This is a genomic window from Pandoraea iniqua (assembly GCF_902459685.1).
GTDB lineage: Bacteria > Pseudomonadota > Gammaproteobacteria > Burkholderiales > Burkholderiaceae > Pandoraea > Pandoraea iniqua.
This window is the reverse complement of record NZ_CABPSF010000001.1, coordinates 1,174,327-1,198,467: the sequence shown is the minus strand read 5'-3', so window position 1 is coordinate 1,198,467 and position 24,141 is coordinate 1,174,327. Positions and strand designations below refer to the sequence as shown.

Here is a 24,141-nt window from a genome sequence, read left to right as displayed (position 1 = left end):
AGTTCACAAACCCAAGGAGAGACGCAATGAGAATCGGCATCCCCGCCGAGACGCTTGCCGGCGAAACCCGTGTGGCGGCCACGCCAGAAACGGTCAAGAAGCTGGTCGCGTCAGGTCATCAGGTGGTCGTTGCACATGGCGCAGGAGACGCAGCCAGCGTCCCCGACGCCGCCTTTGTCGCCGCAGGTGCTGCCATTGGCAGCGCGGCCGAGGCATTGGGGGCGGAACTCGTCCTCAAAGTGCGCGCCCCATCCCCGGAAGAACTTGCGCAGATCCCCCGCAGCACGGTGCTCGTGGGCATGCTCAACCCGTTCGACGCCGAAAACAACTCACGCATGGCCGCCGCGGGCATTACCGCGTTCGCGCTCGAAGCTGCGCCGCGTACCACGCGGGCGCAAAGCATGGACGTGCTGTCCTCACAGGCCAACATTGCCGGTTACAAGGCCGTGATGCTTGCCGCCAATCTGTATCAGCGTTTCATGCCGATGCTGATGACGGCGGCCGGTACGGTCAAAGCCGCGCGCCTCGTTGTGCTGGGCGCTGGCGTTGCCGGCTTGCAGGCCATCGCTACGGCCAAGCGTCTGGGCGCGGTGATCGAAGCGTCGGACGTGCGTCCGGCCGTGCGCGAGCAGATCGAATCGCTCGGCGCCAAGTTCATCGACGTGCCGTTCGAAACCGACGAAGAACGCGAGATCGCCAAGGGCGTGGGCGGTTATGCCCGCCCAATGCCTGCCGCTTGGCTTGCCCGCCAGTCGCAGTTGGTGCATACGCGTCTGACGCAAGCGGACATCGTCATCTCCACCGCGTTGATCCCGGGCCGTGCTGCACCGACGCTTATCGCTGAAGACACGGTCAAAGCGATGAAGCCGGGCTCGGTCATCATCGACCTCGCCGCAGGGCGTGGTGCAAACGGCGGCGGCAATTGCCCGCTGTCGGTGGCCGACGAGATCGTGAAGGTGCACGGCGTGACGATTGCCGGTTACACCAACCTCGCAGGCATGGTCGCCGCTGACGCTTCAGCCCTGTATGCGCGCAACGTGCTCGACTTCCTCAAGCTGGTGATCGACAAGGAAAACAAGCTCGTCATCGATACCAACGACGACATCGTTGCCGCGTGCCTGATGTGCCGCGACGGCCAAGTCCTGCGCGCCGCTTAAGGGGGAGACACAAGAATGGAAATGATCAATCACACGGTGATCAATCTGATCATCTTCGTGCTGGCGGTGTACGTCGGCTATCACGTGGTGTGGAACGTCACGCCGGCACTGCACACGCCGCTGATGGCGGTCACGAATGCCATTTCAGCCATCGTGATCGTGGGCGCCATGCTCGCGGCTGGCCTGACCGAAGGGGGTCTGGGCAAGACGATGGGCGTTGTCGCTGTGGCACTGGCAGCCGTGAATGTGTTCGGGGGCTTCCTCGTCACGCAGCGCATGCTCGAGATGTTCAAGAAGAAAGACAAGCCTGTTAAGGCTGAGGGGAACAAGCAATGAGTATGAATCTCGTCACGTTGCTCTATCTGGTCGCATCGATCTGTTTCATTCAGGCACTCAAGGGCCTGTCGAACCCGAAGATGGCGCGGCGCGGTAACGCGTTCGGCATGATCGGCATGGCCATCGCGGCCGTCACCACGATTGCCCTGATTTACGAATTGCGCAGGCTCTCGGGCGGCAACTATTCGGGCCTCGGTCTGATCCTCGCGGGCCTTGTCGTGGGTGGCGGTATCGGTGCTTACGTCGCTCGCAAGGTCGAGATGACGAAGATGCCGGAACTGGTCGCGGCCATGCACTCGCTGATCGGTCTGGCCGCCGTCTGTATCGCGGTCGCGGCAGTCGCAGAACCGGCCGCGTTCGGCATCGTGCCGGCCGGTGAAACATTGCTGCCGCCGGGTAACCGTATCGAGTTGTTCATCGGCACGTTCGTCGGCGCGATTACGTTCTCGGGTTCGGTCATCGCGTTCGGCAAGCTCTCGGGCAAGTACAAGTTCCGCCTGTTTCAGGGCGCACCGGTGCAGTTCACGGGGCAGCACACGATCAACCTGCTGCTTGCCATCGCCATGCTCGGCTTCGGCGTGATCTTCTTCCTGTCGCAAAGCTGGCTGCCGTTCATCCTGATGGCCGCCATCGCCTTCGTGCTCGGCGTACTGATCATCATCCCGATTGGCGGCGCCGACATGCCGGTGGTCGTGTCGATGCTGAACTCGTACTCGGGCTGGGCCGCGGCCGGTATCGGCTTCTCGCTGAACAACCCGATGCTCATCATCGCGGGTTCGCTCGTCGGCTCGTCGGGTGCGATTCTGTCGTACATCATGTGCAAGGCCATGAATCGCTCGTTCTTCAACGTGATTCTCGGCGGCTTCGGTGCACAAGCGGGTGCGGCGGCAGCAGGCGGCGAACAGCAGCAACGTCCGGTGAAATCAGGTTCGCCTGATGACGCTGCGTTCCTGATGAGCAATGCCGAATCGCTCGTGATCGTGCCGGGCTACGGCTTGGCCGTGGCGCGCGCGCAGCATGCGCTCAAGGAACTGACCGACAAGCTCACCGAAAAAGGGGTGCAGGTCCGCTATGCCATTCACCCGGTGGCAGGTCGTATGCCGGGTCACATGAACGTGCTGCTCGCCGAAGCCGAAGTCCCCTACGATCAAGTGCTGGAAATGGACGAGATCAACGGCGAATTCGGTCAGACCGACGTGGTGCTGGTGCTCGGCGCCAACGACGTGGTGAACCCTGCCGCAAAGAACGATCCGCAATCGCCGATTGCCGGCATGCCGATTCTCGAAGCCTACAAGGCCAAGACGATCATCGTGAACAAGCGTTCGATGGCCGCCGGTTACGCCGGGCTGGATAACGAACTGTTCTATCTCGACAAGACGATGATGGTGTTCGGCGACGCGAAGAAGGTGGTCGAAGAGATGGTTAAGGCCGTCGACTGAGGCCGCACGAACCCGTGCGTCGCAATGGCGCACGACGCAGGACAAGCGGGGCGGCGAAAACCGCCCCGCGCTACAATGCGCGCTCATTCTCACCCTGCCTTACGGCACACGGAATCGCGCCATGACGTCTGGCCCGCTCGGCATTGTTGCCGCTCTGCACGAAGAAATTGCCGACCTGCTCGCGGAAATGGCCCCCGGTGCCCGCGTCGAACATATCGGCATGCGTGACTATCACGTGGGTCAACTCCACGGGCAAGACTGCGTGATCGTGCTCGCGCGCATCGGCAAGGTGGCCGCCGCCGCGACAACCACGGCCCTCATTCACCGCTTCGGCGTCAGCGAAATCGTCTTCACCGGTCTGGCGGGTGGCCTCGCCCACGGGATCGCGGTCGGCGATGTCGTCGTGGCCGACACTCTCGTGCAGCACGATCTCGACGCCAGCCCCCTCTTCCCGCGTTTCGAAGTCCCCTTGCTTGGCCGCGCGACGTTCGATACCGAACCGTCCTTACGCGACGCCCTCGCCCACGCCGCACGCGAATGGCTCGCACAAGAGATGCCGAACCATGTCGCGGCGGACGCAAGAAGCGAACTGGGCATGACTGCGCCGCGCGTGCACGTCGGACAAATCGCGAGTGGCGATCAGTTCATCAGCAGCGCCGGGGAAGTCGCGCGCTTGCGCGAGGCGTTGCCGCAGACATTGGCAGTGGAAATGGAAGGCGCAGCGGTCGCGCAGGTGTGCCACGAATATGGCGTGCCGTTTGCCGTCATGCGCACGCTCTCCGACGCCGCCGACGATGCGGCTCACGTCGATTTCCCGCGTTTTCTGCGCGATGTCGCAAGCGTGTATTCGCACGGCATTCTTGCGCGCTTCCTGTCAGCACGAAGCTAGGCACGCACAACGAAAAAGACCGGCCAGTGGCCGGTCTTTTTTCATGGCGTTATGTCTTGGCATTACTTGGCACTAACGCTGCCGAGCGCAGATCATGCCTCGGGCTTGCTACCTTCAGCGTCGCCTTCCTGCGGGCGCTTGCGCACCGAGCCGGCAATCAGATCGAAGCGGAACAGACGGCATTCGAGCGCGCCGTTGAACAGCGGCGTGCGGCGCGATTCGCGCAGACGCATCTGGCCCGGCAGGCTCATGTCGGCCGTCAGCAGATAAGCGCTCCAGCCCGTGAAGCGTTGCTTGAGCACGTCGCCGAAAGCCTTGAAGAACTGCGCATCCACGCCATCCGGCTGCGCGCGCTGGAACTGGCCGCGACCACCCGACGATTCGAAATCGCCGTCTTCCCCGGCATCGCGCGGCGAACGGCGGCCGCGCACTTCGATACGCTCGCCATATGGCGGGTTTGCCACGATGATGCCCGGACGATCGACCGGCGGCGCCATGTCGCGTGCATCCACCTGCTTCAGGCCCACGTCGCCCACACCCGCACGTTCCAGATTCGCTCGCGCCTTGACCAGCATGTCGCCCGAAATATCGCTGCCAAAAATCGTCGACGGCACACCACGCACGCGGGCGTCGCGTTGCGCTTCCTGCGCCTGCACCTTCATGGTCTGCCACGCGTTGATGTCGTAGCCCTTGAGCTTTTCGAAACCGAAGCGGCGCGCCACACCGGCCGGCACGCCGAGCGCGATTTGCGCCGCTTCGGCGAGGAACGTGCCGCTGCCGCACATCGGGTCGTACAGCACCATGTTGGCGGCCGTGTCCGTGCGCCAGCCGGCCAGACGCAGAATGCCTGCGGCAAGGTTCTCGCGCAGCGGTGCCGCGCCCTTGTCCAGACGCCAGCCGCGCTTGAACAGCGCCTCGCCGGACGTATCGAGATAAAGCGTCGCGTCGGTCGCCGTCAGGAACGCGAACACGCGCACATCGGGTTCAGACGTATCGATGTTGGGGCGGGAGCCGGTCTTCTCGCGCAGACGGTCGCACACGGCATCCTTGATGCGCAGCGTGACGAATTCGAGACTGCGCACCGGCGCCTTGATGCCCGTGACGTCCACGCGCAGGGTCTGCTGGTACGAGAACCAGTCTTCCCAGCGTTGGCCGAGCGCGAAGGCGTAAATGTCCTGTTCGGTGCGATAGCCCTGCTGCGCGATGCGCAGCAGCACACGGCTCGCGATGCGCGAATGCAGGTTGGCGGCCATGCCGGCTGCCCACGGGCCCGCAAAGTGCACGCCGCCGGGCACTTGTTTGCCGACCGACAAGGGGGCCAGACGCCCCAGTTCAGCCAGCTCGGCGGCGAGCGCTTCTTCCAGTCCACGGGGACAGGGCGCGAAAAATTCGAAGGAAGCCATAGTGATGCGTACGGCCGGCGCACGGGGCGCCGGCAGAGGGAATAAAGCGCTATTGTACGCGTGCCGGCTTGCCCGGCGTGTTTGGCGTGAGGGGGATGCCACCCGGGCAGGCGGCGAGTTTGTGCAGCAACGTCTCGACAATCGCCTCGGGCGATTCTCGGATGTCGATCACGAGCGCGTCGCGCGGCTCTTCGAGCGTATCGAATTGGCTTTGCAGCAGTGCCGGATCGAAGAAATGCCCGCCTCGCGAGGCCAGACGCTCGCCGATCACCTCGGGCGCGCCTTTCAGATAGACGAACACGACGTCGCCGTCATGCTCGCCCAGCACATCGCGATACCGCGAACGCAACGCCGAGCACGCAAACACATGGTGACGTCCCGCCACACGGCGCGCGACGATCGCCTCGCGAATCGCAGCGAGCCACGGTGCGCGGTCGCTGTCGTTGAGCGCCTCGCCGCGGCGCATCTTGTTGATGTTAGCGGCGCTGTGAAACGAATCCGCGTCGGAAAACCCGCAGCCCAGCCGGTCGGCCAGCATCTGCCCGACCGTGCTCTTGCCGCTGCCCGATACGCCCATTACCACGACGATCATGGCTCGTCTCCTTGTGACCTGCCGACTCGCGTCAGCGTGTTGCCGATGTTGCGTGCCCTGCATGCTTACCTCACACCACGCTGGCCAGACCCAGCGTGAGCAGCAGTGCCACCACCGAAATGATCGTCTCGCAAACCGTCCACGTCTTGAAGGTCTGCGGCACGGTCATGTTGAAGTATTCCTTAACCAGCCAGAAGCCGCCATCGTTCACGTGCGACAGAATCAGCGAGCCTGCGCCCGTGGCCAGCACCATCAACTCGGGCTTGACCGTGGCACCGGCCGCCGCCGCAATCGGGGCGACGATACCGCAAGCCGTGGTCATGGCGACCGTGGCCGAACCCGTTGCCACGCGAATCAGCGCCGCCACCAGCCAGCCGAGCAGCAGCGGCGAGAGGCTGGCATGCGTAGCCACGTCGACAATCGCCTTCGACACGCCGCCGTCCATCAGAATACGCCCGAAGCCGCCGCCTGCGCCCACCACCAGCGTAATCGTGGCAATCGGTGCCAGACACTCGTTGGTGAACTTCAGAATCTGGTCGCGGTTGAAGCCGCGCTGCTTGCCGAACGTGAAGAAGCTCACCAGCGTGGCGATCAGCAGCGCCATCACCGAGTTGCCGATCAGGCGCAGAAAGTCGTTGGCGAACGTCTTCGGCGCGAAGAACAGGTCGGCCCAGCTCCCGATCAGCATCAGAATGACCGGCAGCAGAATCGTGAAGAGGGTAATACCGAAGCCCGGCAGTTGGCTCATCGGACGGTCTTCGTCGACGAACTGCGACAGCAGCGGGTTATCCGGATTCGGCACCACGTGGCGCGCCATCAGCTTGGCGAACAGCGGGCCGGCAATAGCAGCCGTCGGGATACCGACGATCAGCGCGTACATGATGGTGTGGCCGATGTCCGCGTTATAGGCGGTCACGGCGAGCAGTGCGGCCGGGTGCGGCGGAATCAGACCGTGTACGACCGACAGGCCGGCCACCATCGGGATACCCACCAGCACCATCGAGGTACCCGTGCGCTTGGCGACGTTGAACGCGATCGGGATCAGCAGCACGAAGCCGACTTCGAAGAACACCGGCAGACCGACGATGAACGCGATCACGACCATCGCCCAATGCACGTTCTTCTCGCCGAAGAAGCCGATGAGCGTGCGCGCAATGCGCTCGGCCCCGCCGGACTCCGCCATCATTTTGCCGAGCATGGTCCCGAGGCCCACCACCAGCGCAATGTGGCCGAGCGTGTTACCCACGCCGGTCTCAAACGCCTTGACGATGCCGCCCATCGGCATGCCCACCGCGAGGCCTAGCACGAGCGACACGACGATCAGGGTGATGAACGGGTTCAGTTTGAATTTCGCGATCAGTACGATCAGCGCAATTACCGCGACAAGCGCGTACACCAGCAGCAAGTTACCTTGCACCGCAGCCATGGGGGTCTCCTCGATTGGCTAGTTGGGCGGCTGCCCGCAGGGCTCACGCCCCATTGTTGGAATCCTGTTTTATCCGGTCGATGCCTGAATCAGTCCTGCGTCTTTCAGCCCTGCTTCCTGCAACCTGCTTAGTTCAGCCTGCTTAATTCAGCCTCGGGGCAGCGCCGTCGCCGCACGGGCCAGACGCGTAATGCCGTCCCAGTCCTTGGCGTCGACGAGTGCCTTAGGGGTGAGCCACGATCCGCCCACGCACACCACGTTCGGCTGCGCGAGGTACGACGGGGCCGATTCGGCGCTGATACCGCCCGTTGGGCAGAAGCGCACATGACGGAACGGGCCGTACAACGCCTTGAGCATCGGCACACCGCCCGACGGTTCTGCCGGGAAGAACTTCACCGTGTCGTAACCATCGGCCAGCGCCGCGAGAATGTCCGAGGGGGTGACCACACCCGGCAGCAACGGCAGACCGGCCGCCTTGGCTGCTGCGCCGAGCGCGGGCGTGTAGCCCGGCGAAACGCCAAAGCGCGCACCGGCGGCCACGGCCTGCGCCATTTCTTCAGGGCGCGTGAGCGTGCCCACGCCGACGATCAACTCGTCCGACAGGCTGGCCACGTGCTTGATGACGTCCATCGCCGCCGGCGTGCGCAGCGTGATTTCGAGCACTCGTACGCCGCCCGCGAGCAGCGCACGCGAGACGTGTTCACCCTGCTCTACGGTGTCGAACTGGAGCACCGGGACCACGGGGCCGGCACGAACGATGTCATTGATGTCCATTGCGTTTTTCCTTGAAGTCGGCGGCGCGGCCTGCGCGCCACCGGGGTCTTCCCACTTATTCAGATCCGAAGAACACGGAAGCGCCCGCTTCCGCCGCGCCCACAGCGGCGCGCATATGGCCGAACAGCAGGCGGCCGGTGTCGTCGCCCGAGGCGGGCACCGGCGCAAGCTCGCGCGCCGCCCACACGTCCGGGCTCACTTCGGCATGCAGCATGCCGGCTGCGGCATCGAGCACGATCAGATCGCCGTCGCACACGCGGGCGAGCGGGCCGCCACCGGCGGCTTCCGGCGACACGTGAATCACTGCCGGCACCTTGCCCGACGCGCCCGACATGCGGCCATCGGTCACCAGCGCCACGGCAAACCCTTCGTCCTGCAAAGCACCGAGCAACGGCGTGAGGCGATGCAGCTCGGGCATGCCGTTGGCGCGCGGTCCCTGACCGCGTAATACCACCACGACGTCGCGATGCAGCTCACCCGCGTCGAACGCAACCTTGACCGCTTCCTGCGACGTAAATACGCGTGCCGTTGCGCTCACACGCCGATGTTCCGGCTTGACCGCCGACACCTTGATGACGCCGCGGCCCAGATTGCCGTGCATGAGGCGCAGCCCGCCATCGGGGGCGAACGGCTCGGCATGGCTGCGCAACACGTCACGATCACCACTGTAGGCGCTACCGTCGCGCCATGCCAGCCCTTCGGCCGAAAGCCACGGCTCCTGGCGGTAGCGCGACAGGCCCGGACCCGCCACGGTCTGCACGTCGTCGTGCAGCAGGCCCGCGTCGAGCAGTTCGCCGATCAGGAAGCCCATGCCGCCCGCCGCGTGGAAGTGGTTCACGTCGGCCTTGCCGTTCGGATACACACGGGCCAGCAACGGCACCACGGCCGACAGCGCGTCGAAGTCGTCCCAGTCGATCACAACGCCGGCCGCACGGGCCATCGCGACGAGATGCAGGGTGTGATTGGTCGAGCCGCCCGTCGCGAGCAGGCCGACGATGCCGTTGACCACCGCGCGCTCGTCGACCACATGGCCGATAGGCGTGTATTCGGCGGTATCGGCACCGATGGCCAGCACGCGCGCGAGGGCGGCGTCGGTCAACGCGTCGCGCAGCGGCATGTGCGGATGCACGAAGGCGGCGCCCGGCAGGTGCAGGCCCATGACTTCCATCAGCAACTGATTGCTGTTGGCGGTGCCGTAGAAAGTGCAGGTGCCCGCGCCGTGATACGCCTGCGACTCGGCTTCGAGCAGCGCGTCGCGGCCGACTTTGCCGGTGGCGTACAACTGGCGGATGCGGGCTTTCTCGTCGTTCGACAAGCCGCTCGCCATCGGGCCGGCCGGCACGAAGATCGTAGGCAGATGGCCGAACTGGAGCGCACCGATCACGAGACCCGGCACGATCTTGTCGCACACGCCGAGCATGAGTGCGGCGTCGAACATGTTGTGCGAAAGCGCCACGGCCGTGCTCATCGCAATGATTTCGCGCGAGAACAGCGACAGCTCCATGCCCGCGTTGCCCTGCGTCACGCCATCGCACATCGCGGGCACGCCGCCGGCCACTTGTGCCGTGGCGCCCAGCTTGCGGGCGGCTTCGCGCAGACGCACCGGATATTGCTCGTACGGCTGGTGCGCCGAGAGCATGTCGTTGTAGGCCGTCACGATGCCGACGTTCGGGCGACGTTGCTCGCGCAGCATCAGCTTGTCGTTGGCCGGCATGGCCGCAAAACCGTGGGCGAGGTTGGCGCACGAGAGTGCCCCGCGCTGCGGGAAACTGCCACGGCTGGCGGCGATGCGTGCCAGATAGGCGGCGCGCGAGTCGCGGCTGCGCGCGGCAATTCGCGCGGTGACCGCCATCAGGGTCGGGTGCAGGGGCTTCGTTTGCTCAGACGTCATGCCGGCTCGGCTTGAATTTGATGTGCCCGGCTGGGCACGATTGGGAGCGGAGTTTAGTAGAAATTCTACATCCCATCAATCAAAAGCCATCGGCATACGGGGTTTTACTGAGTGTTTTCCATGAGTTACGGCAATTATTGCCGTATTGAGAAAACAACCACCATAATGTGAAATGCCATATTTCTGTAGTTTTTGTACATTCCAATCATTCCTATCCGCCGTTGAACCATGACGGATGGGCCACGGCACCCTGCAACGCGGGTGCTATAGTGAGCGCCTGACAAGCTTGGCATTCGGCGCGCGTGAACGTGCGCCAGCGCCCGGCCTAATGGGGTTGTCGCAGAAGGGTTTCACAAGTGCGCTGTGGTGCGCTGTGCGCAGCAGTCGGCGCACGGCTTGTGAAGCCTGATTGCTTATGTGGGTTGCTGCCTGCCATGCTGAACCGAATCGAAGCCACACTGACTCAATTGCGCCCCTCAGAGCGCAAGCTCGCCACCTATGTGCTGGACGCCCCGCGTGAAGTGGTCGATCTGTCGATGAACGAACTGGCCGAGCGCGCCAACGTCAGCCAGCCGACGATTGCCCGTTTTTGTCAGGCTGTCGGATGCAGCGGGTATCGCGAATTCAAGATCCGGCTGGCGCAAGGTATTGCCCAAGGCGTGCCGTTCGTGCACCGCGACGTGCGCCCCGACGAGCCGGTGCCGGGCATTGCCAGCAAGGTGCTCGACCGCACCATCGGCAGCCTCATGCAAGTGCGCAACAACCTGTCGCCCGACAGCATCGGGCTCGCCATCGACCTGCTCGCCAATGCGAAGCGCATCGAATTCTATGGCGCGGGGGCCTCGGGAATTGCCGCACAGGACATGCAGCACAAGTTCTTCCGTTTGGGCGTGCCGGCCGTGGCCTATAGCGATCCGCACGTGTACGGGATGTCGGCCGCCTTGTTGCACGAAGGCGATGTGGTGATTGCGATTTCCAACACCGGGCGCACGCAGGATCTGCTGGAAGCGGCCCAGTTGGCGCGCACCGCCGGGGCCAGCGTGATTGCCATCACCCACAGCAATTCGCCCTTGGCGCGACTGGCCAGCGTGGCGCTCTTCGCCGATGTCGACGAAGACACCGATGTGTACTCGCCGCTGACCTCACGCATTGCGCATCTGGCCATTGGCGACGTGCTCGCCGTCGGGATGGCGCTTCGGCTGGGCGACCGTCTGCCCGCCCAACTCGCCCGCGCGAAGGAAGTCATCAACCGCCGCCGCACGGCGAGCGACGGTCGATAACCGGGGGAATTATCCCCGCTTTGCGTCCGGATTCACGACGTTCTGCAATGACTGGCCGGTGAGCGCCGCAATCAGATTGTCGGCAGCGCACGATGCCATGGCGTGACGCGTTTCGTGCGTGGCGGAACCGATGTGCGGCAGCGCGACGACGTTCTTCATCTTCAGCAGCGGCGAGTCCACCGACACCGGTTCACGCTCGAACACATCGAGCCCTGCGCCACGCAGATGACCCGACGCCAGCGCATCGATCAACGCCGCTTCGTCGATCACCTTGCCGCGCGCCGCGTTGATAAAAATCGCACCGGGTTTCATCTGTGCGAACTCCTTCGCGCCGATGATGCGCTCGGTCGCCGGCGACAGCGGCACCAGCGTCACGACGAAATCGGCTTGTGCGAGAAGCTCCGGCAACGTGCGGTACTGCGCGCCGTAGGCCGTCTCTGCCGCTTCGTTGCGCGAACGGTTGCTGTACAGCACCTTCATGCCGAAACCGAGCGCCGCCCGGCGCGCCACGGCACCACCGATACGCCCCATGCCCACGATGCCCAGCGTCTTGCCCTGCACGTCGGTGCCGAAATACGCCTCGCTCAGACTGCCCTTCCAACCGCCCGCTTTTACCAACTCAGCCAGTTCCACCACACGCCGCGCGCTCGCGAGAATCAGCGAGAAAACCGTGTCGGCCGTGGTTTCGGTCAGCACGTCGGGCGTGTTCATCAGCACGATGCCGCGACGCGTGAGGTCGGGCACATCGAACTGGTCGTAGCCGACGGAGATCGTGGCCCATGCTTTCAACTTCGGTGCCGCGTCGAGCAGCGCAGGCGTGACGTTGGCCCCCACACCGATCGCGCCATCGGCACGCGCGAGCGCCGCCGTGAACGCCGCGCGATTGGCGTCGTTCACACCGTCGAATTCATTCAGTTCGAAATGCTCCGCGAGACGCGCACGCACGTCTGCCGGCACGCTCTTGTACAACACGACTTCCGGACGACTCATCCTCTTGACTCCCTGTTGATGCTCGATTGGTGCCACAGTCATCAGCTTTGCTTCGCACGCGCAACGGCAAACGCGCGCTCGAGAAAATCGAGGCGGTCCTGCCCCCAGTACGGCTCGCCTTCGAACACGAACCAAGGCACGCCGTACACACCGGCCGACATCGCGTCTTCGGTGTTCGCGTCGTACGCCGCCTGCACGCTCGCGCCTTGCGACGCGGTGAGCAACGACTTGCCGTCGAGCGACAGATCGTTGGCAATCGCCAGCAGCGTGGCTTCGTCGGCGATGTTGCGCTCCTGCGTCCAGAGCGCCGACGAGATGGCGCCCGCGAGTTCCAGTGCCTTCGCCGTGCCATGGGCGAGTTGCGTGGCGATGATCAGACGTGCGGCCGGATCGCCCGCGACCGGGAAGAACTTGGGCTGCGGGTTGAGCGGCACGTCGAGGTACTTCGACCAGCGTGCGAGTTCGACCAGACGATACGCCTGACGCTGCGGCGTGCGCTTCGCGAGCGGCAGGCCGCCCGAGACCGCGAACACCCGGCCAAGATCGACCGGCTTGAGCTGAACCTGCACGTCGTACTCGCGTGCCAGTTCGATGAACCGCGCGTGGCCCATATACACATAGGGCGACGGCGGGGCGAGGTAGTAATCGCAGGTCAGACTCACGGCAGGCTCCTCTCGGTTCTCTTGGATATCGGTGATATTGCGGTACGTATGAAGTGCGTGTGCAGTACGTGTCCGTGCAGTGTCAGAACGGCTTCACGACCGCGAGAATCACGGCGGCGAGCAGCCCGAGCACAGGGAATTCGTTGAAATAGCGATACCAGCGGTGCGAGTGGGTATTGCGGCCGGTTTCGAACTTGCGCAGCAGACGGCCGCACGCATGGTGATAGCCGAGCAGCAGCACCACGATCAGCAGCTTGGCGTGCAGCCAGCCGCTCTGGCGGCCGATGCCGTAGTACAGCCACAGCACCAGACCGAAGGCGAGCGCGGGCACGGCCAGAATCGTCATGAAGCGGTAGAGCTTGCGGGCCATGAGCAGCAGGCGCTGCGTGGCGGTGGCGTCGGTCTCCATCGCGAGATTGACGAAGATGCGCGGCAGGTAGAACAAGCCCGCGAACCATGAGGCGATGAAAACGATGTGAAACGCTTTGATCCAGAGCATCGGGGACAGGCGGCCACGGGCGGGCCATCGAATATTTTGAACAGCACGCAATGTACAACAATCCGCTCGCTCGCGAAGGGCGCCGTCTCGTCCCAACGGGGCGCGGGGATGCGGCAAATCGACGCGAGGGCATCACGGGTATCGCGGCGTCTTGCCCTATGAAACATTCCCGGCAGGCGACGCCCCCACCCGGCTGTGCCAGAATACGGGCCATATCGGCTTTCGATGTTTTTACCCCTCGGCGCCCAGCGCGCCGGCCACCGGCCCCTGCATGAGAATTCTTGGTATCGACCCCGGCCTGCGTGTCACCGGCTTCGGCGTGCTCGAAAAGCACGGCAACCGCTTGCAGTATGTGACGAGCGGCGTCATTCGCAGCGGCGAAGGCACGCTCTCTGCCCGTCTGCGCATCATCTTCGAGAGCGTGGCAGAACTGGTCGCCACCTACCAGCCCGATCAAGCCGCCGTTGAAAAAGTCTTCGTCAATGTGAACCCGCAGTCGACGCTGCTGCTCGGGCAGGCGCGCGGTGCGGCCATTACCGCGCTGTCGGTCGGCGGGCTGGAAGTCTTCGAATACACCCCCTCGCAACTCAAACAAGCCGTGGTCGGCACCGGCCGGGCCCGCAAAGAGCAGGTGCAAGACATGGTGATGCGTCTGCTGGCGCTCACCGGCAAGCCGGGCACCGATGCGTCCGACGCGCTCGGCGTCGCCATCTGCCACGCGCACTGCGGCGAAACCTTCACGGCGCTGGCCGACGTCTCGCCCGCACTGGCCGGCAAGGCCCTTCGCGTACGACGCGGACGGCTGGTCGGCTGACACGGCCAAAGCGCTACAATGCTGCCATGATCGAAACCGACAAACTCGCCGCCGAGCGCATCATTGCGCCGACACCGGCCTCGCCCAACGAAGAAGCCTTCGAGCGCGCGCTGCGCCCTAAGCTGCTCGACGAATACGTCGGCCAGCGCAAGGTGCGCGGCCAGTTAGAAATCTTCATCGAGGCAGCCCGCAAGCGTGCCGAGCCGCTCGACCACGTATTGCTCTTCGGCCCGCCGGGTCTGGGCAAGACAACGCTCGCGCACATCATCGCGCGCGAGATGGGCGTGCATCTTCGCCAGACCTCGGGCCCCGTGCTCGAGCGTCCGGGTGATCTCGCCGCCCTGCTGACCAATCTCGAAGCCAACGACGTGCTGTTCATCGACGAAATTCACCGGCTCTCGCCGGTCGTCGAAGAAATTCTGTACCCCGCGCTCGAGGACTATCAGATCGACATCATGATCGGTGAAGGGCCGGCGGCGCGCAGCGTTAAGCTCGACTTGCAACCGTTCACGCTGGTCGGCGCCACCACGCGCGCCGGCATGCTGACCAACCCGCTGCGCGATCGCTTCGGCATCGTCGCGCGGCTGGAGTTTTATTCGGCAGACGAACTCGCCGGCATCGTGCGACGCTCGGCCGGCCTGCTGGGCGCGGTTATCGTCGACGACGGCGCATTTGAAATCGCACGCCGCGCGCGGGGCACGCCCCGTATCGCCAACCGGCTGCTGCGCCGAGTGCGTGATTACGCCGAAGTACGTGCCGACGGGCGCATCACGGCAGAGGTGGCCGACGCCGCGCTGTCGATGCTCGACGTCGATGCGAGCGGCCTCGACGTGATGGACCGCAAGTTGCTCGAAGCCGTGCTGCACAAGTTCGACGGCGGCCCGGTGGGCGTCGACAATCTCGCCGCCGCCATTGGCGAAGAGCGCGACACCATCGAAGACGTGATCGAGCCGTACCTGATCCAACAAGGCTTCTTGCAACGCACGCCGCGCGGGCGTGTGGCCACGCTCGCGGCCTATCGCCACTTCGGCCTGTCCGCCCCCGGTAGCGCGCCCACGAGCGACTCACTGTGGTCACCCGAGCCGCCCGCCGGCGCGACGGGCGGCAACTGACGGCACGCCGTGCCGTCGTAGTCAGCCGCGTATGAGCACACAGGACGATCTCCCCACCCCGCCGCCGAAAACACCGCTACAGCCCGCCGGCCCCGTCGTGGGCGTGTCGGGCCGGGTGCGGCACGCGATTGCCATGCGGCTCGTGAGCCTCACGTCCGGCCCCGGCGCCCCTCGCCTGAATTACGACACGCCTGCGGGCGACCCCGGTCTTTTCGGCCCGGACGCCGCCTGCTGGCATGTTCATGGTGACTTCACATCGATGATGATCGGCGGCATCAGCGCGCTGTTGATGCAGTCGCTGCATCCGCTCGCGATGGCGGGCGTCTGGGATCATTCGACCTTCCGGCAGGACGTGATCGGCCGCCTGCGCCGTACGGCCACTTTCATTGGCGGCACGACGTTCGGCAATACCGCCGATGCCGAGGCCTTGCTCGATCGCGTGCGGCGCATTCATCTTCAGGTGAAAGGCACCGCGCCGGACGGCAGGCCTTACGCGGCTTACGATCCCGATTTGCTGACGTGGGTGCACGTGGCGGAGACGTCGAGCTTTCTGCGCAGCTATCTCGTCTACAAAAACCCGGCATTCCCGCGTAGCGAACAGGATCGCTATTACGCGGAAGTTGCGCGCATTGCGATTGCACTGGGTGCACGCAACGTGCCGGCGAGCGTTGCCGAGATCGACGCCTATCTGGCCGCCATGCGGCCGTCGTTAGCGACGAGCGAGCGAACCGACGAAGTGGTGCACGTGTTGCGCAACCTACCCTCGCCATTTGCAGGGGCGCGCGTCTTCGGGGGATTGCTGTTCCGGGCGGGCGTGGATCTGCTGCCCGATTGGGCGCAAGGAATGTTGGGCTTCGAACAAGGCGCCGTCGTGCGGCGCCTTACGGTGCGGCCGGCCGTGCGTCACACGGCGCAGCTGGCACGCTGGGCGATGCGCAACAGCGTCGCGCATCGGGCACGCAAGCGCGCGCTGGCGACACCCGATGCCGTCTCGCACGCGCCGTCGCTGGAGCGGTGACGTCGAAACGTCTTACACCACGCGGGGATCCACGCGATCGGTCGAATTACCCGCATTCCCTTCGGCCGGCTTGTCGTTGATCTCGTCGCGCACGGCGTCATCCAGATGCGTGACATCCCCCCAACTCAATACCTGCCAATGCTCGCCATCGAACGCGATGCGGTTCACGCTCGCATTGAGTAGCGGGTACGAGCGCGGCGCGGACAGATCCAACCCTGTGGCCAGCCGATAGCAGCAGTCAAGCACGCCGCCATGCGCCACCAGCGCGAGATGCTGCCCTTCGTAGTCGCGCACCAATTGGCGGACGAAATCGGTAATGCGTGTGTAGAAGCCGCGCGTGGACTCTCCGCCCGGAATCGTGAAATCCGGATCGCGGGTCTGCCATCGCACATAGTCCTGCGGAAATTGCGCCTGAATGTCGTCAGGCGTGCGCGTCTCGAACGCACCGTAGTGCCGCTCGCGCAGGTTGGCCGTGCGCACCAGCGGCAGTCCGCAGGCCTTTGCCACCGGCTCGGCGGTCTGTACCGCGCGCTGCAAGTCGCTCGTCAGCACCTGATCGAATACGTGACCTTGCGCCGCAACTTCACGCGCCACGCGCGCACCCAATCGCACGGCCTGATGTTCGCCCTCGGCGGAGAGCGGAATGTCGGTATGTCCCTGAATGCGCTTCACGCGGTTCCAGTCGGTCTCGCCATGGCGAATCAGGGTCAGCGTCGTTGTCTTGCCAGTCATTCTGAGAATTACGTTGGTGCGCGATTGCGCGAAGGTCTGCGGGCGTCTGCGAGGGTCGGCGAGGGGGCTGAGCGTGCCTGCCGGTGCAACGGACGGGGCAACCTCGCCCCATCCGCCCTCACGAGTGACTCACCCGTTATGCCGCCTTCGGGTTGAGGGTGTAGGTACCGGTCACGCTCGCCTTGCCGAGCACGTGCGACTGGATCGTATGGACGACGTCGTCACCGCCAAAGCGGCCGTCGAGCGGCACACGCGCAACGTCGAGGGCATACACGGTGAAGTGATAGTGGTGAACGATCGTATCGTTCCACGGCGGGCACGGGCCGTCATAGCCGTAGTAGTCGCCCTGCATGCTCTCGTCGCCAGCGAACCACGCGGTGTAGTCGTTGACGCCGTGGCGCATGCCGTCGAGCGCGTCCGGGCCGAACTTGCCGCGCGGCGTGACGTGATTGCTGTGGCTGGCCGCCGGGATTTCGTTGACCGATGCCGGTACGTCGACCAGCACCCAGTGATAGAAGTCGACGCGCGGCAGATCGGCCGGCACTTCGCGACCTTCCTTGTTAACGTCATCGCCTTGGCTCGGCACATCGCTGTCGGTACAGATCACGACAAACGAGCGCGTACCGGCGGGCACATCAGACCATGCCAGATGCGGATTCTTATTTTGCGACAGCGCCACGTGCGACTGCGCGTCCGGCTTACCGAACGCAAACTGTGCATCTATCGCCGCATTGTCGGCGAACGAGTCACTCCAGACTTTCATCAGCTTCTCCCTTGCGATGTCATTTCAAAACCCAACGACGGTATCACACCGTCGCGTATCGCGTGAGGTGCCGGGTCTGACGGCGTCTGAGCCAGTCTGAATTACGCGCTTTCGGGACGCGTTTGAAGCCAGAACGTGACGGGGCCGTCGTTCACGAGCGAGACGCGCATATGCGCGCCGAATTCGCCCGTCTCGACCTGCGGATGGCGCGCACGCGCCTGCGTCACGAAATGGTCGAACAGCCGCTGACCGTCGGCCGGGCTCGCTGCCGGCGTGAAGCTCGGACGCGTGCCACTGTTGGTGTCGGCCGCCAGCGTGAACTGCGAGACGAGCAGCAGCCCGCCCGCCAGTCCGTTGCCGTCCAGACTGCTCACGCTGCGATTCATCTTGCCCGCATCGTCGGAAAAGACGCGGTAGCCGAGCAGCTTCGTGAGCAGTTTGTCCGCACTCGCCTCGGTGTCGCCGCGCTCCGCGCAGACCAGCGCCAGCAGGCCCGGCCCGATGGCGCCCACGGTGCGGCCATCGACCGTCACCGCGGCTTCCAGTACGCGTTGAATGAGCGCGATCATGAGAGGCGAATTTGCGTCGAGTCGAGGTGATTACGCCAGCGTGACGCGGGCGAAGCGGCGCTTGCCGACCTGCACCACGTACGTGCCGGCGTCGATCTTCGCGCCCTTGTCGGCCACGACTTCGCCATCGATACGCACACCACCCTGTTCGATATTGCGGTTGGCTTCCGAAGTCGACGGCACGAGGCCCGCCTGCTTGAGCAGTTGAGCGATGCCCAGCGGGGCGCCATCGAGGGAAACTTCCGGAATATCGTCCGGCACGCCGCCCTTGGCGCGCGCATTGAAGTCTTCGAGCGCGCGCTCGGCATCGGCCTGCGAGTGGAAGCGTGCAACGATTTCCTGCGCGAGCAGCACCTTCACATCGCGCGGGTTGCGCCCGCCGTCGACGTCCTGCTTCAGTTGCGCAATCTCTTCGAGCGTGCGGAACGACAGCAGCTCGTAGTAGCGCCACATCAGGTCGTCGGAGATGCTCATCAGCTTGCCGAACATCTCGCTCGGCTTCTCGCTGATGCCGATGTAGTTGCCCTTGGACTTCGACATCTTCTCGACGCCATCGAGCCCCACGAGCAGCGGCATCGTCAGAATGCACTGCGGCTCCTGACCGTACTGCTTTTGCAGCTCACGGCCCACCAGCAGGTTGAATTTCTGGTCGGTACCGCCCAGCTCCAGATCCGACTCCAGCGCCACCGAGTCGTAACCCTGCATGAGCGGGTACAGAAACTCGTGAATCGCGATCGGCACCCCGCCCTGAAAGCGCTTGGTGAAGTCTTCGCGCTCCAGCATGCGCGCCATCGTGTAGCGCGACGCGAGCTTGATCATGCCGTCGGCGCCGAGCTTCATCGACCATTCGCTGTTGTAGCGAATCTCGGTCTTGCTGCGGTCGAGCACCAGCGCGGCCTGTTCGAAGTAGGTCTTGGCGTTCGCCTCGATCTGCTCGCGCGTGAGCGGCGGACGCGTGCTGTTACGGCCCGACGGGTCGCCGATCAGCGAGGTGAAGTCGCCGATCAGGAAAATGACCGTATGGCCCAGATCCTGCAACTGGCGCATCTTGTTGAGCACCACCGTGTGACCGATGTGGATGTCCGGCGCCGTCGGGTCCAGACCCAGCTTGATGCGCAGCGGCTTGCCCGTGGCTTCGCTGCGGGCCAGCTTTTGAAGGAACTCCTCCTCCACCAGCAGCTCGTCGCAGCCGCGCTTGGCGATCGCCATAGCGGCCCGCGTGGCGTCAGTCACTGGGTACGTCTTTTCCGGGGTGAGTGTGTGTTCACTTGTCATAACTTCATTGTCCAGACTGCGTTAGGATTTCCCCCAACGCAAGAGATGTTGGCGCGTCTGCTATAATCGCCGCTCAATTCTCGGCTCGGGCCAAGGCGCCGCCGGGTTGCCGGAAGGCAATTCGAAGCGTGTCGCTCCGCCCGGGCTTTTTCGTAAGTTGCGCAGAATTTTACGTGATGTGGCCAAAACTCCGTGATTTTTTTGCGCGTGAACTGCTGACCCTGATTGATCCCACGCAGCCGAAGCACCGTCGAAGAAAGGTGCAAATCGTGGCGACGGTCGGTTCGGCCCTGACGTTGGGAATGGTGACCGCATTCGGCGTGGCCCCCATGGTGCCGGACTCGGCACGCAATGGTGCCAGCATCACGCTGCCGCTCACCTTCCCCGATCTGGCCCGACAAATCCAGCAGCTCGACGCGCAATCTCAGACCTTCATCCATCAAGTGGCGCTGCGGCGCGGCGAGACGCTTGGCGACATGCTTTCACGGCTGTCGATCCAGGACCCTGCTGCCGAGCGCTTCATCCGAGAGAATGCCGTCGCACGGCGTCTCATCGGCGTGCCCGCCGGTCAGGTCGTTCAGGCCGAAACCGACGACGACGGCAAGCTCGTTACGCTCTCCACCCTGATCTCGTCCGGCACGGCCAACGCCCAGCAGCTCGTGATCGAGCGCAATGACGCCGGCAAGCTGCGCGCCCGCATGGAACAGCTCGCGAACGACACCGAGTGGTCCATGCGCTCGGGTGCCATCGCCGGCAACTTCTTCACGGCCATGGACGACGCGGGCGTGCCCGACGCCGTGGTCGCGCAGATGGTCAACATCTTCTCCGGTGTGATCAACTTCCAGCGCGACGTGCGCCGCGGCGACCGGTTCCGGCTCGTGTACGAAGTGGTCAAGCAGCAAGACCGCACCGTGCGCACCGGCCGAATTCTCGCCATCGAGTTCATCAATCAGGGCAAGACGCATCAGGCCATCTGGTACGCCGACCCGCAAGGCAATAGCGACGGCGCGTATTACGGCTTCGACGGACGCAACCTCAAGCAGGCTTTCCTGCGCACGCCGGTCGAGTTCTCGCGTATTTCGTCGGCATTCGGCGGCCGCGAGCATCCGTTCCAGCATCAATGGAAGAAGCACGAAGGCGTCGATCTTGCCGCTCCGGTCGGCACGCGAGTGTTCGCTGCGGGCGATGGCGTGGTGAAGTTCGTCGGCAAGCAGAACGGCTACGGCAACCTGATCGAGATCAACCACGCCGGCGACTATCAGACGCGCTACGCCCACCTGTCGGGCTTTAGCTCGGGCTTGAAACCGGGCGCGCGCGTCACGCAGGGTCAGGTGATCGGCTTTGTCGGCCAGACCGGCTGGGCAACGGGTCCGCATCTGCATTACGAACTGCGCTACAAGAACGTGCCGCGCAATCCGTTTGCCACCGATGTGGCCGCCGTCGCACCGCTCTCGGGCCCGCGCCTGAAGCTGTTCGACATGTATGCCGCCAACCTTCTCAAGCGCATCGATCTGATGCGCACCGTGCAGGTCGCCGAGCGCGATTAAGGTATGCTGGAGGCCGCACCGGCGGGCGATGACGTGCGAAATGTAGGATTCGCGCGCGTCGCCCGCCGGTGCGAAAAGTTTCCCGGCTCTCCTCGAACGCCTGCGCTCTGCTCATGACCGACACCGTTTCCCAAGGCGCCCACTCGGCCGCCGCTGCTGCAACTTCCCACTTCATCGGTCTTATGTCCGGCACCAGCCTCGATGGTGTCGACGGCGTACTCGTGGCGTCTCCCGGAGGCCAAGTGCTCGCCGAAGCATACGTCCCCTTCCCGGCGGAATTGCGCGAAACGCTCATGGTGCTGCAAGCGCCGTCGGAGAACGAGTTGCACCGGGAAGCGCTGGCCGCCAATGCACTCGCGCGGCATTACGCCGATTGCGTGAAAACGCTCCTCGAGAACGCCGGGTTACCGGCGTCGGCGATCACCGCCGTGGGCGCGCATGGGCAGACCATTCGCCATCGTCCCGGCGAATTCGACGGTGTGGGTTACACGCGTCAACTGAATGCCCCCGCCTTGATTGCAGAACTGACCGGCATCGACGTGGTGGCGGATATCCGCAGCCGCGACGTCGCTGCCGGCGGCCAAGGGGCCCCACTGGTGCCCGCCTATCATCAGGCGAAGTTTTCGGACGCGGGCGAGACGCGCGTGGTCTGCAACCTCGGCGGCATCAGCAACGTGACGATTCTCCCCGCTGCGGCATTGGGCAAGCCGGTGACCGGTTTCGACTGTGGCCCCGGCAATGCCCTGCTCGACGGCTGGGCCGCGCGGCATATTGGCAAGGCCTACGACGATGGCGGCGCATGGGGCGCCAGCGGACGCGTCGACAACGCCCTGCTCGCCGCGTTGATGAGCGCGCCCTATTTCACCCAAACACCCCCCAAGAGCACCGGACGCGATCTGTTCCACGCCGCATGGCTGGACGCCCATCTGGCGGCCTTCCCCGGTGTGGCGCCTGTCGATGTTCAGGCGACGCTGGTCGCGCTCACGGCCCAATGCGTGGCCGACGACGTGCTTCGCTATGCACCGGACTGCAAGGGCTTCTACGCGTGCGGTGGCGGCACGCGCAATCGGGCGCTGATGCAGGCGATTGCCGCCCGTCTGCCCGGAATGACGGTCACGACGACGGATGCGCTCGGCGTGCCGCCGAATCAGGTCGAAGCGCTCGCCTTCGCGTGGCTGGCTGAGCGGTGTCTGGCGCGCCTGCCGGGCAATCTGCCATCAGTCACTGGCGCTGCCGGCCCGCGCGTTCTCGGGGCGATCTACCCCCGCTGACAGGGATTCCGTGGCGATACCGGCGGTTGAGATGACGCGTTAACGAGAAAAGGGCCCTTGCGGGCCCTTTCTCTTGGTACTTCCGGTACTGCCGTCGTGTCGATCAGACCGAGAACGACGAGCCGCAACCACAAGTCGTGGAGGCGTTCGGGTTCTTGATCACGAACTGTGCGCCGTTGATGTCTTCCTTGTAGTCGATCTCGGCGCCCACCAGATACTGGTAGCTCATCGAGTCGATCAGCAGCGAAACACCGTTCTTGTCGAGCACGGTGTCATCTTCGTTCACGTCTTCGTCGAAGGTGAAACCATACTGAAAGCCGGAGCAACCGCCACCCTGCACGAAAACGCGCAGTTTGAGTTCCGGGTTGCCTTCTTCGTCGATCAGTTGCTTGACCTTGTCCGCGGCGCTGTCCGTAAAGACCAGAAACGCGGGCATTTCCGTGACGGCGGCCTCAAGCGGTGCGTTCATCGCAAATCTCCATAATTCGGTTGGGTACCATTCTATTCCCTATTCCGAAATCGTGCCGACGGCAGAAAAATCAAGAGCTTAGGGACAAAAAATACCGTTACGGCAGTACGGGAATATGGGTCAGACCCATGTTCTCCGGCAGGCCGAACATCAGGTTCATACATTGCACGCCCTGACCGGACGCGCCCTTGACCAGGTTGTCCTCGACCACGAGGATGACCAGCGTGTCTTCATTGCCCGGGCGATGCACCGCCACGCGCACGTAGTTCGAAGCACGCACCCAACGCGTTTCCGGCATCGAACCTGCCGGCAGCACGTCGACGAACGGCTCGTTCTCGTAATACGTTTCAAACAATTGCTGGAAATCGGTGTCGCGCGCTTCGGGCAGAATCGTCGCGTACAGCGTCGAATGAATGCCGCGAATCGTCGGCAGCAGGTGCGGCACGAACGTCAGGCCCACATCGTAGCCTGCAATCGCTTCCAGACCCTGCTTGATTTCCGGATGGTGGCGATGGCCCTTCACGCCATACGCCTTGAAGTTGTCCAGCGTCTCGGCCAGGATCAGCGAGGTCTCGCCCTTACGGCCGGCACCGCTGGCGCCCGACTTGGCGTCGGCGATCAAGTGCTTCGCATCGACCAGCTTGCGGCCACCGGCGAACAACGGCGCGTAGCCGAGTTGCACCGACGTCGGGTAGCAGCCCGGCAGGCCGATCACGCGCGCCTGCTTGATCTGCTCGCGGTTGATTTCGGGCAGGCCATAAACGGCTTCTTCGAGAATATCCGGGCAGGCATGCGGCATGCCGTACCACTTCTCGAACGTGGCCGTGTCCTTGAGACGGAAGTCTGCGGCCAGGTCGATCACGCGCACGCCGGCAGCGAGCAACTCTCGCGCCTGCGCCATCGCCACACCGTGCGGGGTCGCAAAAAAGACCACATCGCAATCGGTCAGACGGGCGTCATCGGGCGTGCAAAACGCCAGATCGACGCGGCCACGCAGGTTCGGATACATATCGGCGACCAGCGTACCCGCTTCTTTGCGCGAGGTAATCGCCGTCAATTGTGCTTCCGGGTGCTGCGCCAGCAAACGGAGCAGCTCCACACCGGTATAGCCGGTGCCGCCTACGATACCTACCTTGACCATGTCCTACCCCAACGAAATTGGAAACGGGATTCTATCAAGCTTCGACGACACGTGTGAGACGGCGCCGCCCCCCGAAACATCACAAACCAAAA

At 64.2% G+C, this 24,141-nt stretch carries 24 protein-coding genes; 10 read left to right on the top strand and 14 right to left on the bottom strand.

What is annotated here, in order from left to right; translation table 11 throughout:
- Nucleotides 1-26: 26 nt before the first annotated feature.
- The 4 genes from PIN31009_RS05295 to PIN31009_RS05280 all read left to right on the top strand — a co-directional run bounded on the left by PIN31009_RS05295 (nucleotide 27) and on the right by PIN31009_RS05280 (nucleotide 3,821).
- A complete protein-coding gene (locus PIN31009_RS05295; protein WP_150789525.1) occupies nucleotides 27-1,157 on the top strand; it encodes a Re/Si-specific NAD(P)(+) transhydrogenase subunit alpha in 1,131 nt (376 codons plus the stop codon).
- 15 nt (nucleotides 1,158-1,172) lie between these two features.
- Nucleotides 1,173-1,493 (top strand): NAD(P) transhydrogenase subunit alpha part 2, encoded by a 321-nt coding sequence (locus PIN31009_RS05290; protein ID WP_058377458.1) that lies wholly within the window; start codon nucleotides 1,173-1,175, stop codon nucleotides 1,491-1,493.
- Nucleotides 1,490-2,932 (top strand): NAD(P)(+) transhydrogenase (Re/Si-specific) subunit beta, encoded by a 1,443-nt coding sequence (locus PIN31009_RS05285; RefSeq protein ID WP_058377457.1) that lies wholly within the window; start codon nucleotides 1,490-1,492, stop codon nucleotides 2,930-2,932. Before PIN31009_RS05290 ends, PIN31009_RS05285 begins: the two co-directional genes overlap by 4 nt.
- 121 nt (nucleotides 2,933-3,053) lie before the next feature.
- Nucleotides 3,054-3,821, top strand: a complete 768-nt coding sequence (locus PIN31009_RS05280) for a 5'-methylthioadenosine/adenosylhomocysteine nucleosidase (protein WP_150789524.1) — start codon at nucleotides 3,054-3,056, stop codon at nucleotides 3,819-3,821.
- Between the two features lie 92 nt (nucleotides 3,822-3,913).
- Here the strand turns inward: PIN31009_RS05280 and PIN31009_RS05275 are convergent, their stop codons facing one another.
- From PIN31009_RS05275 to edd, 5 genes are all read right to left on the bottom strand, one after another.
- Nucleotides 3,914-5,224, bottom strand: a complete 1,311-nt coding sequence (locus tag PIN31009_RS05275; RefSeq protein ID WP_150789523.1) for a THUMP domain-containing class I SAM-dependent RNA methyltransferase — start codon at nucleotides 5,222-5,224, stop codon at nucleotides 3,914-3,916.
- Nucleotides 5,225-5,273: 49 nt separating this feature from the next.
- Nucleotides 5,274-5,816 carry a gluconokinase gene (locus PIN31009_RS05270; protein ID WP_087689274.1) on the bottom strand — a complete coding sequence of 181 codons (543 nt, stop codon included), beginning with the start codon at nucleotides 5,814-5,816 and terminating at the stop codon, nucleotides 5,274-5,276.
- A gap of 70 nt (nucleotides 5,817-5,886) precedes the next feature.
- The gene (locus PIN31009_RS05265) at nucleotides 5,887-7,242 is read right to left on the bottom strand and encodes a GntP family permease (protein WP_058377453.1); all 1,356 of its coding nucleotides are present in this window, start codon (nucleotides 7,240-7,242) and stop codon (nucleotides 5,887-5,889) included.
- A 147-nt stretch (nucleotides 7,243-7,389) separates the two neighbouring features.
- Entirely contained in the window at nucleotides 7,390-8,016 is a 627-nt protein-coding gene (gene eda / locus PIN31009_RS05260; protein WP_058377452.1) for a bifunctional 4-hydroxy-2-oxoglutarate aldolase/2-dehydro-3-deoxy-phosphogluconate aldolase, read from the bottom strand.
- Nucleotides 8,017-8,071: 55 nt separating this feature from the next.
- Nucleotides 8,072-9,907 carry a phosphogluconate dehydratase gene (edd, locus tag PIN31009_RS05255; protein WP_150789522.1) on the bottom strand — a complete coding sequence of 612 codons (1,836 nt, stop codon included), beginning with the start codon at nucleotides 9,905-9,907 and terminating at the stop codon, nucleotides 8,072-8,074.
- Nucleotides 9,908-10,341: 434 nt separating this feature from the next.
- Here edd and PIN31009_RS05250 point away from each other — a divergent pair, with 434 nt between their 5' ends.
- Nucleotides 10,342-11,187: an SIS domain-containing protein gene (locus PIN31009_RS05250; RefSeq protein WP_150789521.1), complete on the top strand. Its 846-nt coding sequence runs from the start codon at nucleotides 10,342-10,344 to the stop codon at nucleotides 11,185-11,187.
- Between the two features lie 9 nt (nucleotides 11,188-11,196).
- On the opposite strand, the gene PIN31009_RS05245 is transcribed toward PIN31009_RS05250, so the two are convergent.
- The 3 genes from PIN31009_RS05245 to PIN31009_RS05235 all read right to left on the bottom strand — a co-directional run bounded on the left by PIN31009_RS05245 (nucleotide 11,197) and on the right by PIN31009_RS05235 (nucleotide 13,338).
- On the bottom strand, nucleotides 11,197-12,177 hold the full coding sequence (locus PIN31009_RS05245) for a 2-hydroxyacid dehydrogenase (protein ID WP_150789520.1): 981 nt from the start codon (nucleotides 12,175-12,177) through the stop codon (nucleotides 11,197-11,199).
- Between the two features lie 41 nt (nucleotides 12,178-12,218).
- Entirely contained in the window at nucleotides 12,219-12,839 is a 621-nt protein-coding gene (locus tag PIN31009_RS05240) for a 2-hydroxychromene-2-carboxylate isomerase (RefSeq protein ID WP_150683282.1), read from the bottom strand.
- 82 nt (nucleotides 12,840-12,921) lie between these two features.
- Nucleotides 12,922-13,338 (bottom strand): CopD family protein, encoded by a 417-nt coding sequence (locus tag PIN31009_RS05235; RefSeq protein ID WP_087689304.1) that lies wholly within the window; start codon nucleotides 13,336-13,338, stop codon nucleotides 12,922-12,924.
- A 271-nt stretch (nucleotides 13,339-13,609) separates the two neighbouring features.
- Here PIN31009_RS05235 and ruvC point away from each other — a divergent pair, with 271 nt between their 5' ends.
- The 3 genes from ruvC to PIN31009_RS05220 all read left to right on the top strand — a co-directional run bounded on the left by ruvC (nucleotide 13,610) and on the right by PIN31009_RS05220 (nucleotide 16,282).
- Nucleotides 13,610-14,152 (top strand): crossover junction endodeoxyribonuclease RuvC, encoded by a 543-nt coding sequence (ruvC, locus tag PIN31009_RS05230; protein ID WP_058377446.1) that lies wholly within the window; start codon nucleotides 13,610-13,612, stop codon nucleotides 14,150-14,152.
- Between the two features lie 26 nt (nucleotides 14,153-14,178).
- Nucleotides 14,179-15,264: a Holliday junction branch migration DNA helicase RuvB gene (ruvB, locus tag PIN31009_RS05225; RefSeq protein ID WP_087689308.1), complete on the top strand. Its 1,086-nt coding sequence runs from the start codon at nucleotides 14,179-14,181 to the stop codon at nucleotides 15,262-15,264.
- 133 nt (nucleotides 15,265-15,397) lie between these two features.
- Nucleotides 15,398-16,282: an oxygenase MpaB family protein gene (locus PIN31009_RS05220; RefSeq protein WP_246185527.1), complete on the top strand. Its 885-nt coding sequence runs from the start codon at nucleotides 15,398-15,400 to the stop codon at nucleotides 16,280-16,282.
- Nucleotides 16,283-16,294: 12 nt separating this feature from the next.
- Here PIN31009_RS05220 and PIN31009_RS05215 read toward each other — a convergent pair whose 3' ends face one another.
- The 4 genes from PIN31009_RS05215 to tyrS all read right to left on the bottom strand — a co-directional run bounded on the left by PIN31009_RS05215 (nucleotide 16,295) and on the right by tyrS (nucleotide 19,621).
- The gene (locus PIN31009_RS05215) at nucleotides 16,295-17,014 is read right to left on the bottom strand and encodes a histidine phosphatase family protein (protein ID WP_150683280.1); all 720 of its coding nucleotides are present in this window, start codon (nucleotides 17,012-17,014) and stop codon (nucleotides 16,295-16,297) included.
- A 136-nt stretch (nucleotides 17,015-17,150) separates the two neighbouring features.
- Entirely contained in the window at nucleotides 17,151-17,777 is a 627-nt protein-coding gene (locus PIN31009_RS05210) for a YbhB/YbcL family Raf kinase inhibitor-like protein (protein ID WP_150789518.1), read from the bottom strand.
- Between the two features lie 101 nt (nucleotides 17,778-17,878).
- Entirely contained in the window at nucleotides 17,879-18,346 is a 468-nt protein-coding gene (dtd, locus tag PIN31009_RS05205) for a D-aminoacyl-tRNA deacylase (RefSeq protein ID WP_150683278.1), read from the bottom strand.
- Between the two features lie 30 nt (nucleotides 18,347-18,376).
- On the bottom strand, nucleotides 18,377-19,621 hold the full coding sequence (tyrS, locus tag PIN31009_RS05200) for a tyrosine--tRNA ligase (RefSeq protein WP_150789517.1): 1,245 nt from the start codon (nucleotides 19,619-19,621) through the stop codon (nucleotides 18,377-18,379).
- A gap of 269 nt (nucleotides 19,622-19,890) precedes the next feature.
- On the opposite strand from tyrS, the gene PIN31009_RS05195 reads away from it, so the two are divergent.
- The gene (locus PIN31009_RS05195; RefSeq protein WP_343039024.1) at nucleotides 19,891-21,168 is read left to right on the top strand and encodes a M23 family metallopeptidase; all 1,278 of its coding nucleotides are present in this window, start codon (nucleotides 19,891-19,893) and stop codon (nucleotides 21,166-21,168) included.
- 113 nt (nucleotides 21,169-21,281) lie between these two features.
- Complete coding sequence (locus tag PIN31009_RS05190; RefSeq protein ID WP_150789516.1) at nucleotides 21,282-22,439, top strand: anhydro-N-acetylmuramic acid kinase; 1,158 nt, start codon at nucleotides 21,282-21,284, stop codon at nucleotides 22,437-22,439.
- 103 nt (nucleotides 22,440-22,542) lie between these two features.
- Here PIN31009_RS05190 and erpA read toward each other — a convergent pair whose 3' ends face one another.
- A complete protein-coding gene (gene erpA, locus PIN31009_RS05185) occupies nucleotides 22,543-22,908 on the bottom strand; it encodes an iron-sulfur cluster insertion protein ErpA (protein WP_058377438.1) in 366 nt (121 codons plus the stop codon).
- Nucleotides 22,909-23,005: 97 nt separating this feature from the next.
- A complete protein-coding gene (gene argC, locus PIN31009_RS05180) occupies nucleotides 23,006-24,049 on the bottom strand; it encodes an N-acetyl-gamma-glutamyl-phosphate reductase (RefSeq protein WP_058377437.1) in 1,044 nt (347 codons plus the stop codon).
- Nucleotides 24,050-24,141: the final 92 nt, after the last annotated feature.

Excerpts from the sequence above, each read along its gene's own strand:
- PIN31009_RS05220 (WP_246185527.1), top strand. The coding sequence starts at position 15,398 with ATGCGGCTCGTGAGCCTCACGTCCGGCCCCGGCGCCCCTCGCCTGAAT.
- argC (WP_058377437.1), bottom strand. The coding sequence starts at position 24,049 with ATGGTCAAGGTAGGTATCGTAGGCGGCACCGGCTATACCGGTGTGGAG.
- PIN31009_RS05280 (WP_150789524.1), top strand. The coding sequence starts at position 3,054 with ATGACGTCTGGCCCGCTCGGCATTGTTGCCGCTCTGCACGAAGAAATT.
- PIN31009_RS05235 (WP_087689304.1), bottom strand. The coding sequence starts at position 13,338 with ATGCTCTGGATCAAAGCGTTTCACATCGTTTTCATCGCCTCATGGTTC.
- edd (WP_150789522.1), bottom strand. The coding sequence starts at position 9,907 with ATGACGTCTGAGCAAACGAAGCCCCTGCACCCGACCCTGATGGCGGTC.
- tyrS (WP_150789517.1), bottom strand. The coding sequence starts at position 19,621 with ATGACAAGTGAACACACACTCACCCCGGAAAAGACGTACCCAGTGACT.
- PIN31009_RS05270 (WP_087689274.1), bottom strand. The coding sequence starts at position 5,816 with ATGATCGTCGTGGTAATGGGCGTATCGGGCAGCGGCAAGAGCACGGTC.
- PIN31009_RS05250 (WP_150789521.1), top strand. The coding sequence starts at position 10,342 with ATGCTGAACCGAATCGAAGCCACACTGACTCAATTGCGCCCCTCAGAG.
- PIN31009_RS05210 (WP_150789518.1), bottom strand. The coding sequence starts at position 17,777 with ATGAAAGTCTGGAGTGACTCGTTCGCCGACAATGCGGCGATAGATGCA.
- erpA (WP_058377438.1), bottom strand. The coding sequence starts at position 22,908 with ATGAACGCACCGCTTGAGGCCGCCGTCACGGAAATGCCCGCGTTTCTG.
- eda (WP_058377452.1), bottom strand. The coding sequence starts at position 8,016 with ATGGACATCAATGACATCGTTCGTGCCGGCCCCGTGGTCCCGGTGCTC.
- PIN31009_RS05275 (WP_150789523.1), bottom strand. The coding sequence starts at position 5,224 with ATGGCTTCCTTCGAATTTTTCGCGCCCTGTCCCCGTGGACTGGAAGAA.
- PIN31009_RS05290 (WP_058377458.1), top strand. The coding sequence starts at position 1,173 with ATGGAAATGATCAATCACACGGTGATCAATCTGATCATCTTCGTGCTG.
- PIN31009_RS05190 (WP_150789516.1), top strand. The coding sequence starts at position 21,282 with ATGACCGACACCGTTTCCCAAGGCGCCCACTCGGCCGCCGCTGCTGCA.
- PIN31009_RS05295 (WP_150789525.1), top strand. The coding sequence starts at position 27 with ATGAGAATCGGCATCCCCGCCGAGACGCTTGCCGGCGAAACCCGTGTG.
- ruvC (WP_058377446.1), top strand. The coding sequence starts at position 13,610 with ATGAGAATTCTTGGTATCGACCCCGGCCTGCGTGTCACCGGCTTCGGC.
- ruvB (WP_087689308.1), top strand. The coding sequence starts at position 14,179 with ATGATCGAAACCGACAAACTCGCCGCCGAGCGCATCATTGCGCCGACA.
- PIN31009_RS05215 (WP_150683280.1), bottom strand. The coding sequence starts at position 17,014 with ATGACTGGCAAGACAACGACGCTGACCCTGATTCGCCATGGCGAGACC.
- PIN31009_RS05265 (WP_058377453.1), bottom strand. The coding sequence starts at position 7,242 with ATGGCTGCGGTGCAAGGTAACTTGCTGCTGGTGTACGCGCTTGTCGCG.
- PIN31009_RS05285 (WP_058377457.1), top strand. The coding sequence starts at position 1,490 with ATGAGTATGAATCTCGTCACGTTGCTCTATCTGGTCGCATCGATCTGT.
- PIN31009_RS05245 (WP_150789520.1), bottom strand. The coding sequence starts at position 12,177 with ATGAGTCGTCCGGAAGTCGTGTTGTACAAGAGCGTGCCGGCAGACGTG.
- dtd (WP_150683278.1), bottom strand. The coding sequence starts at position 18,346 with ATGATCGCGCTCATTCAACGCGTACTGGAAGCCGCGGTGACGGTCGAT.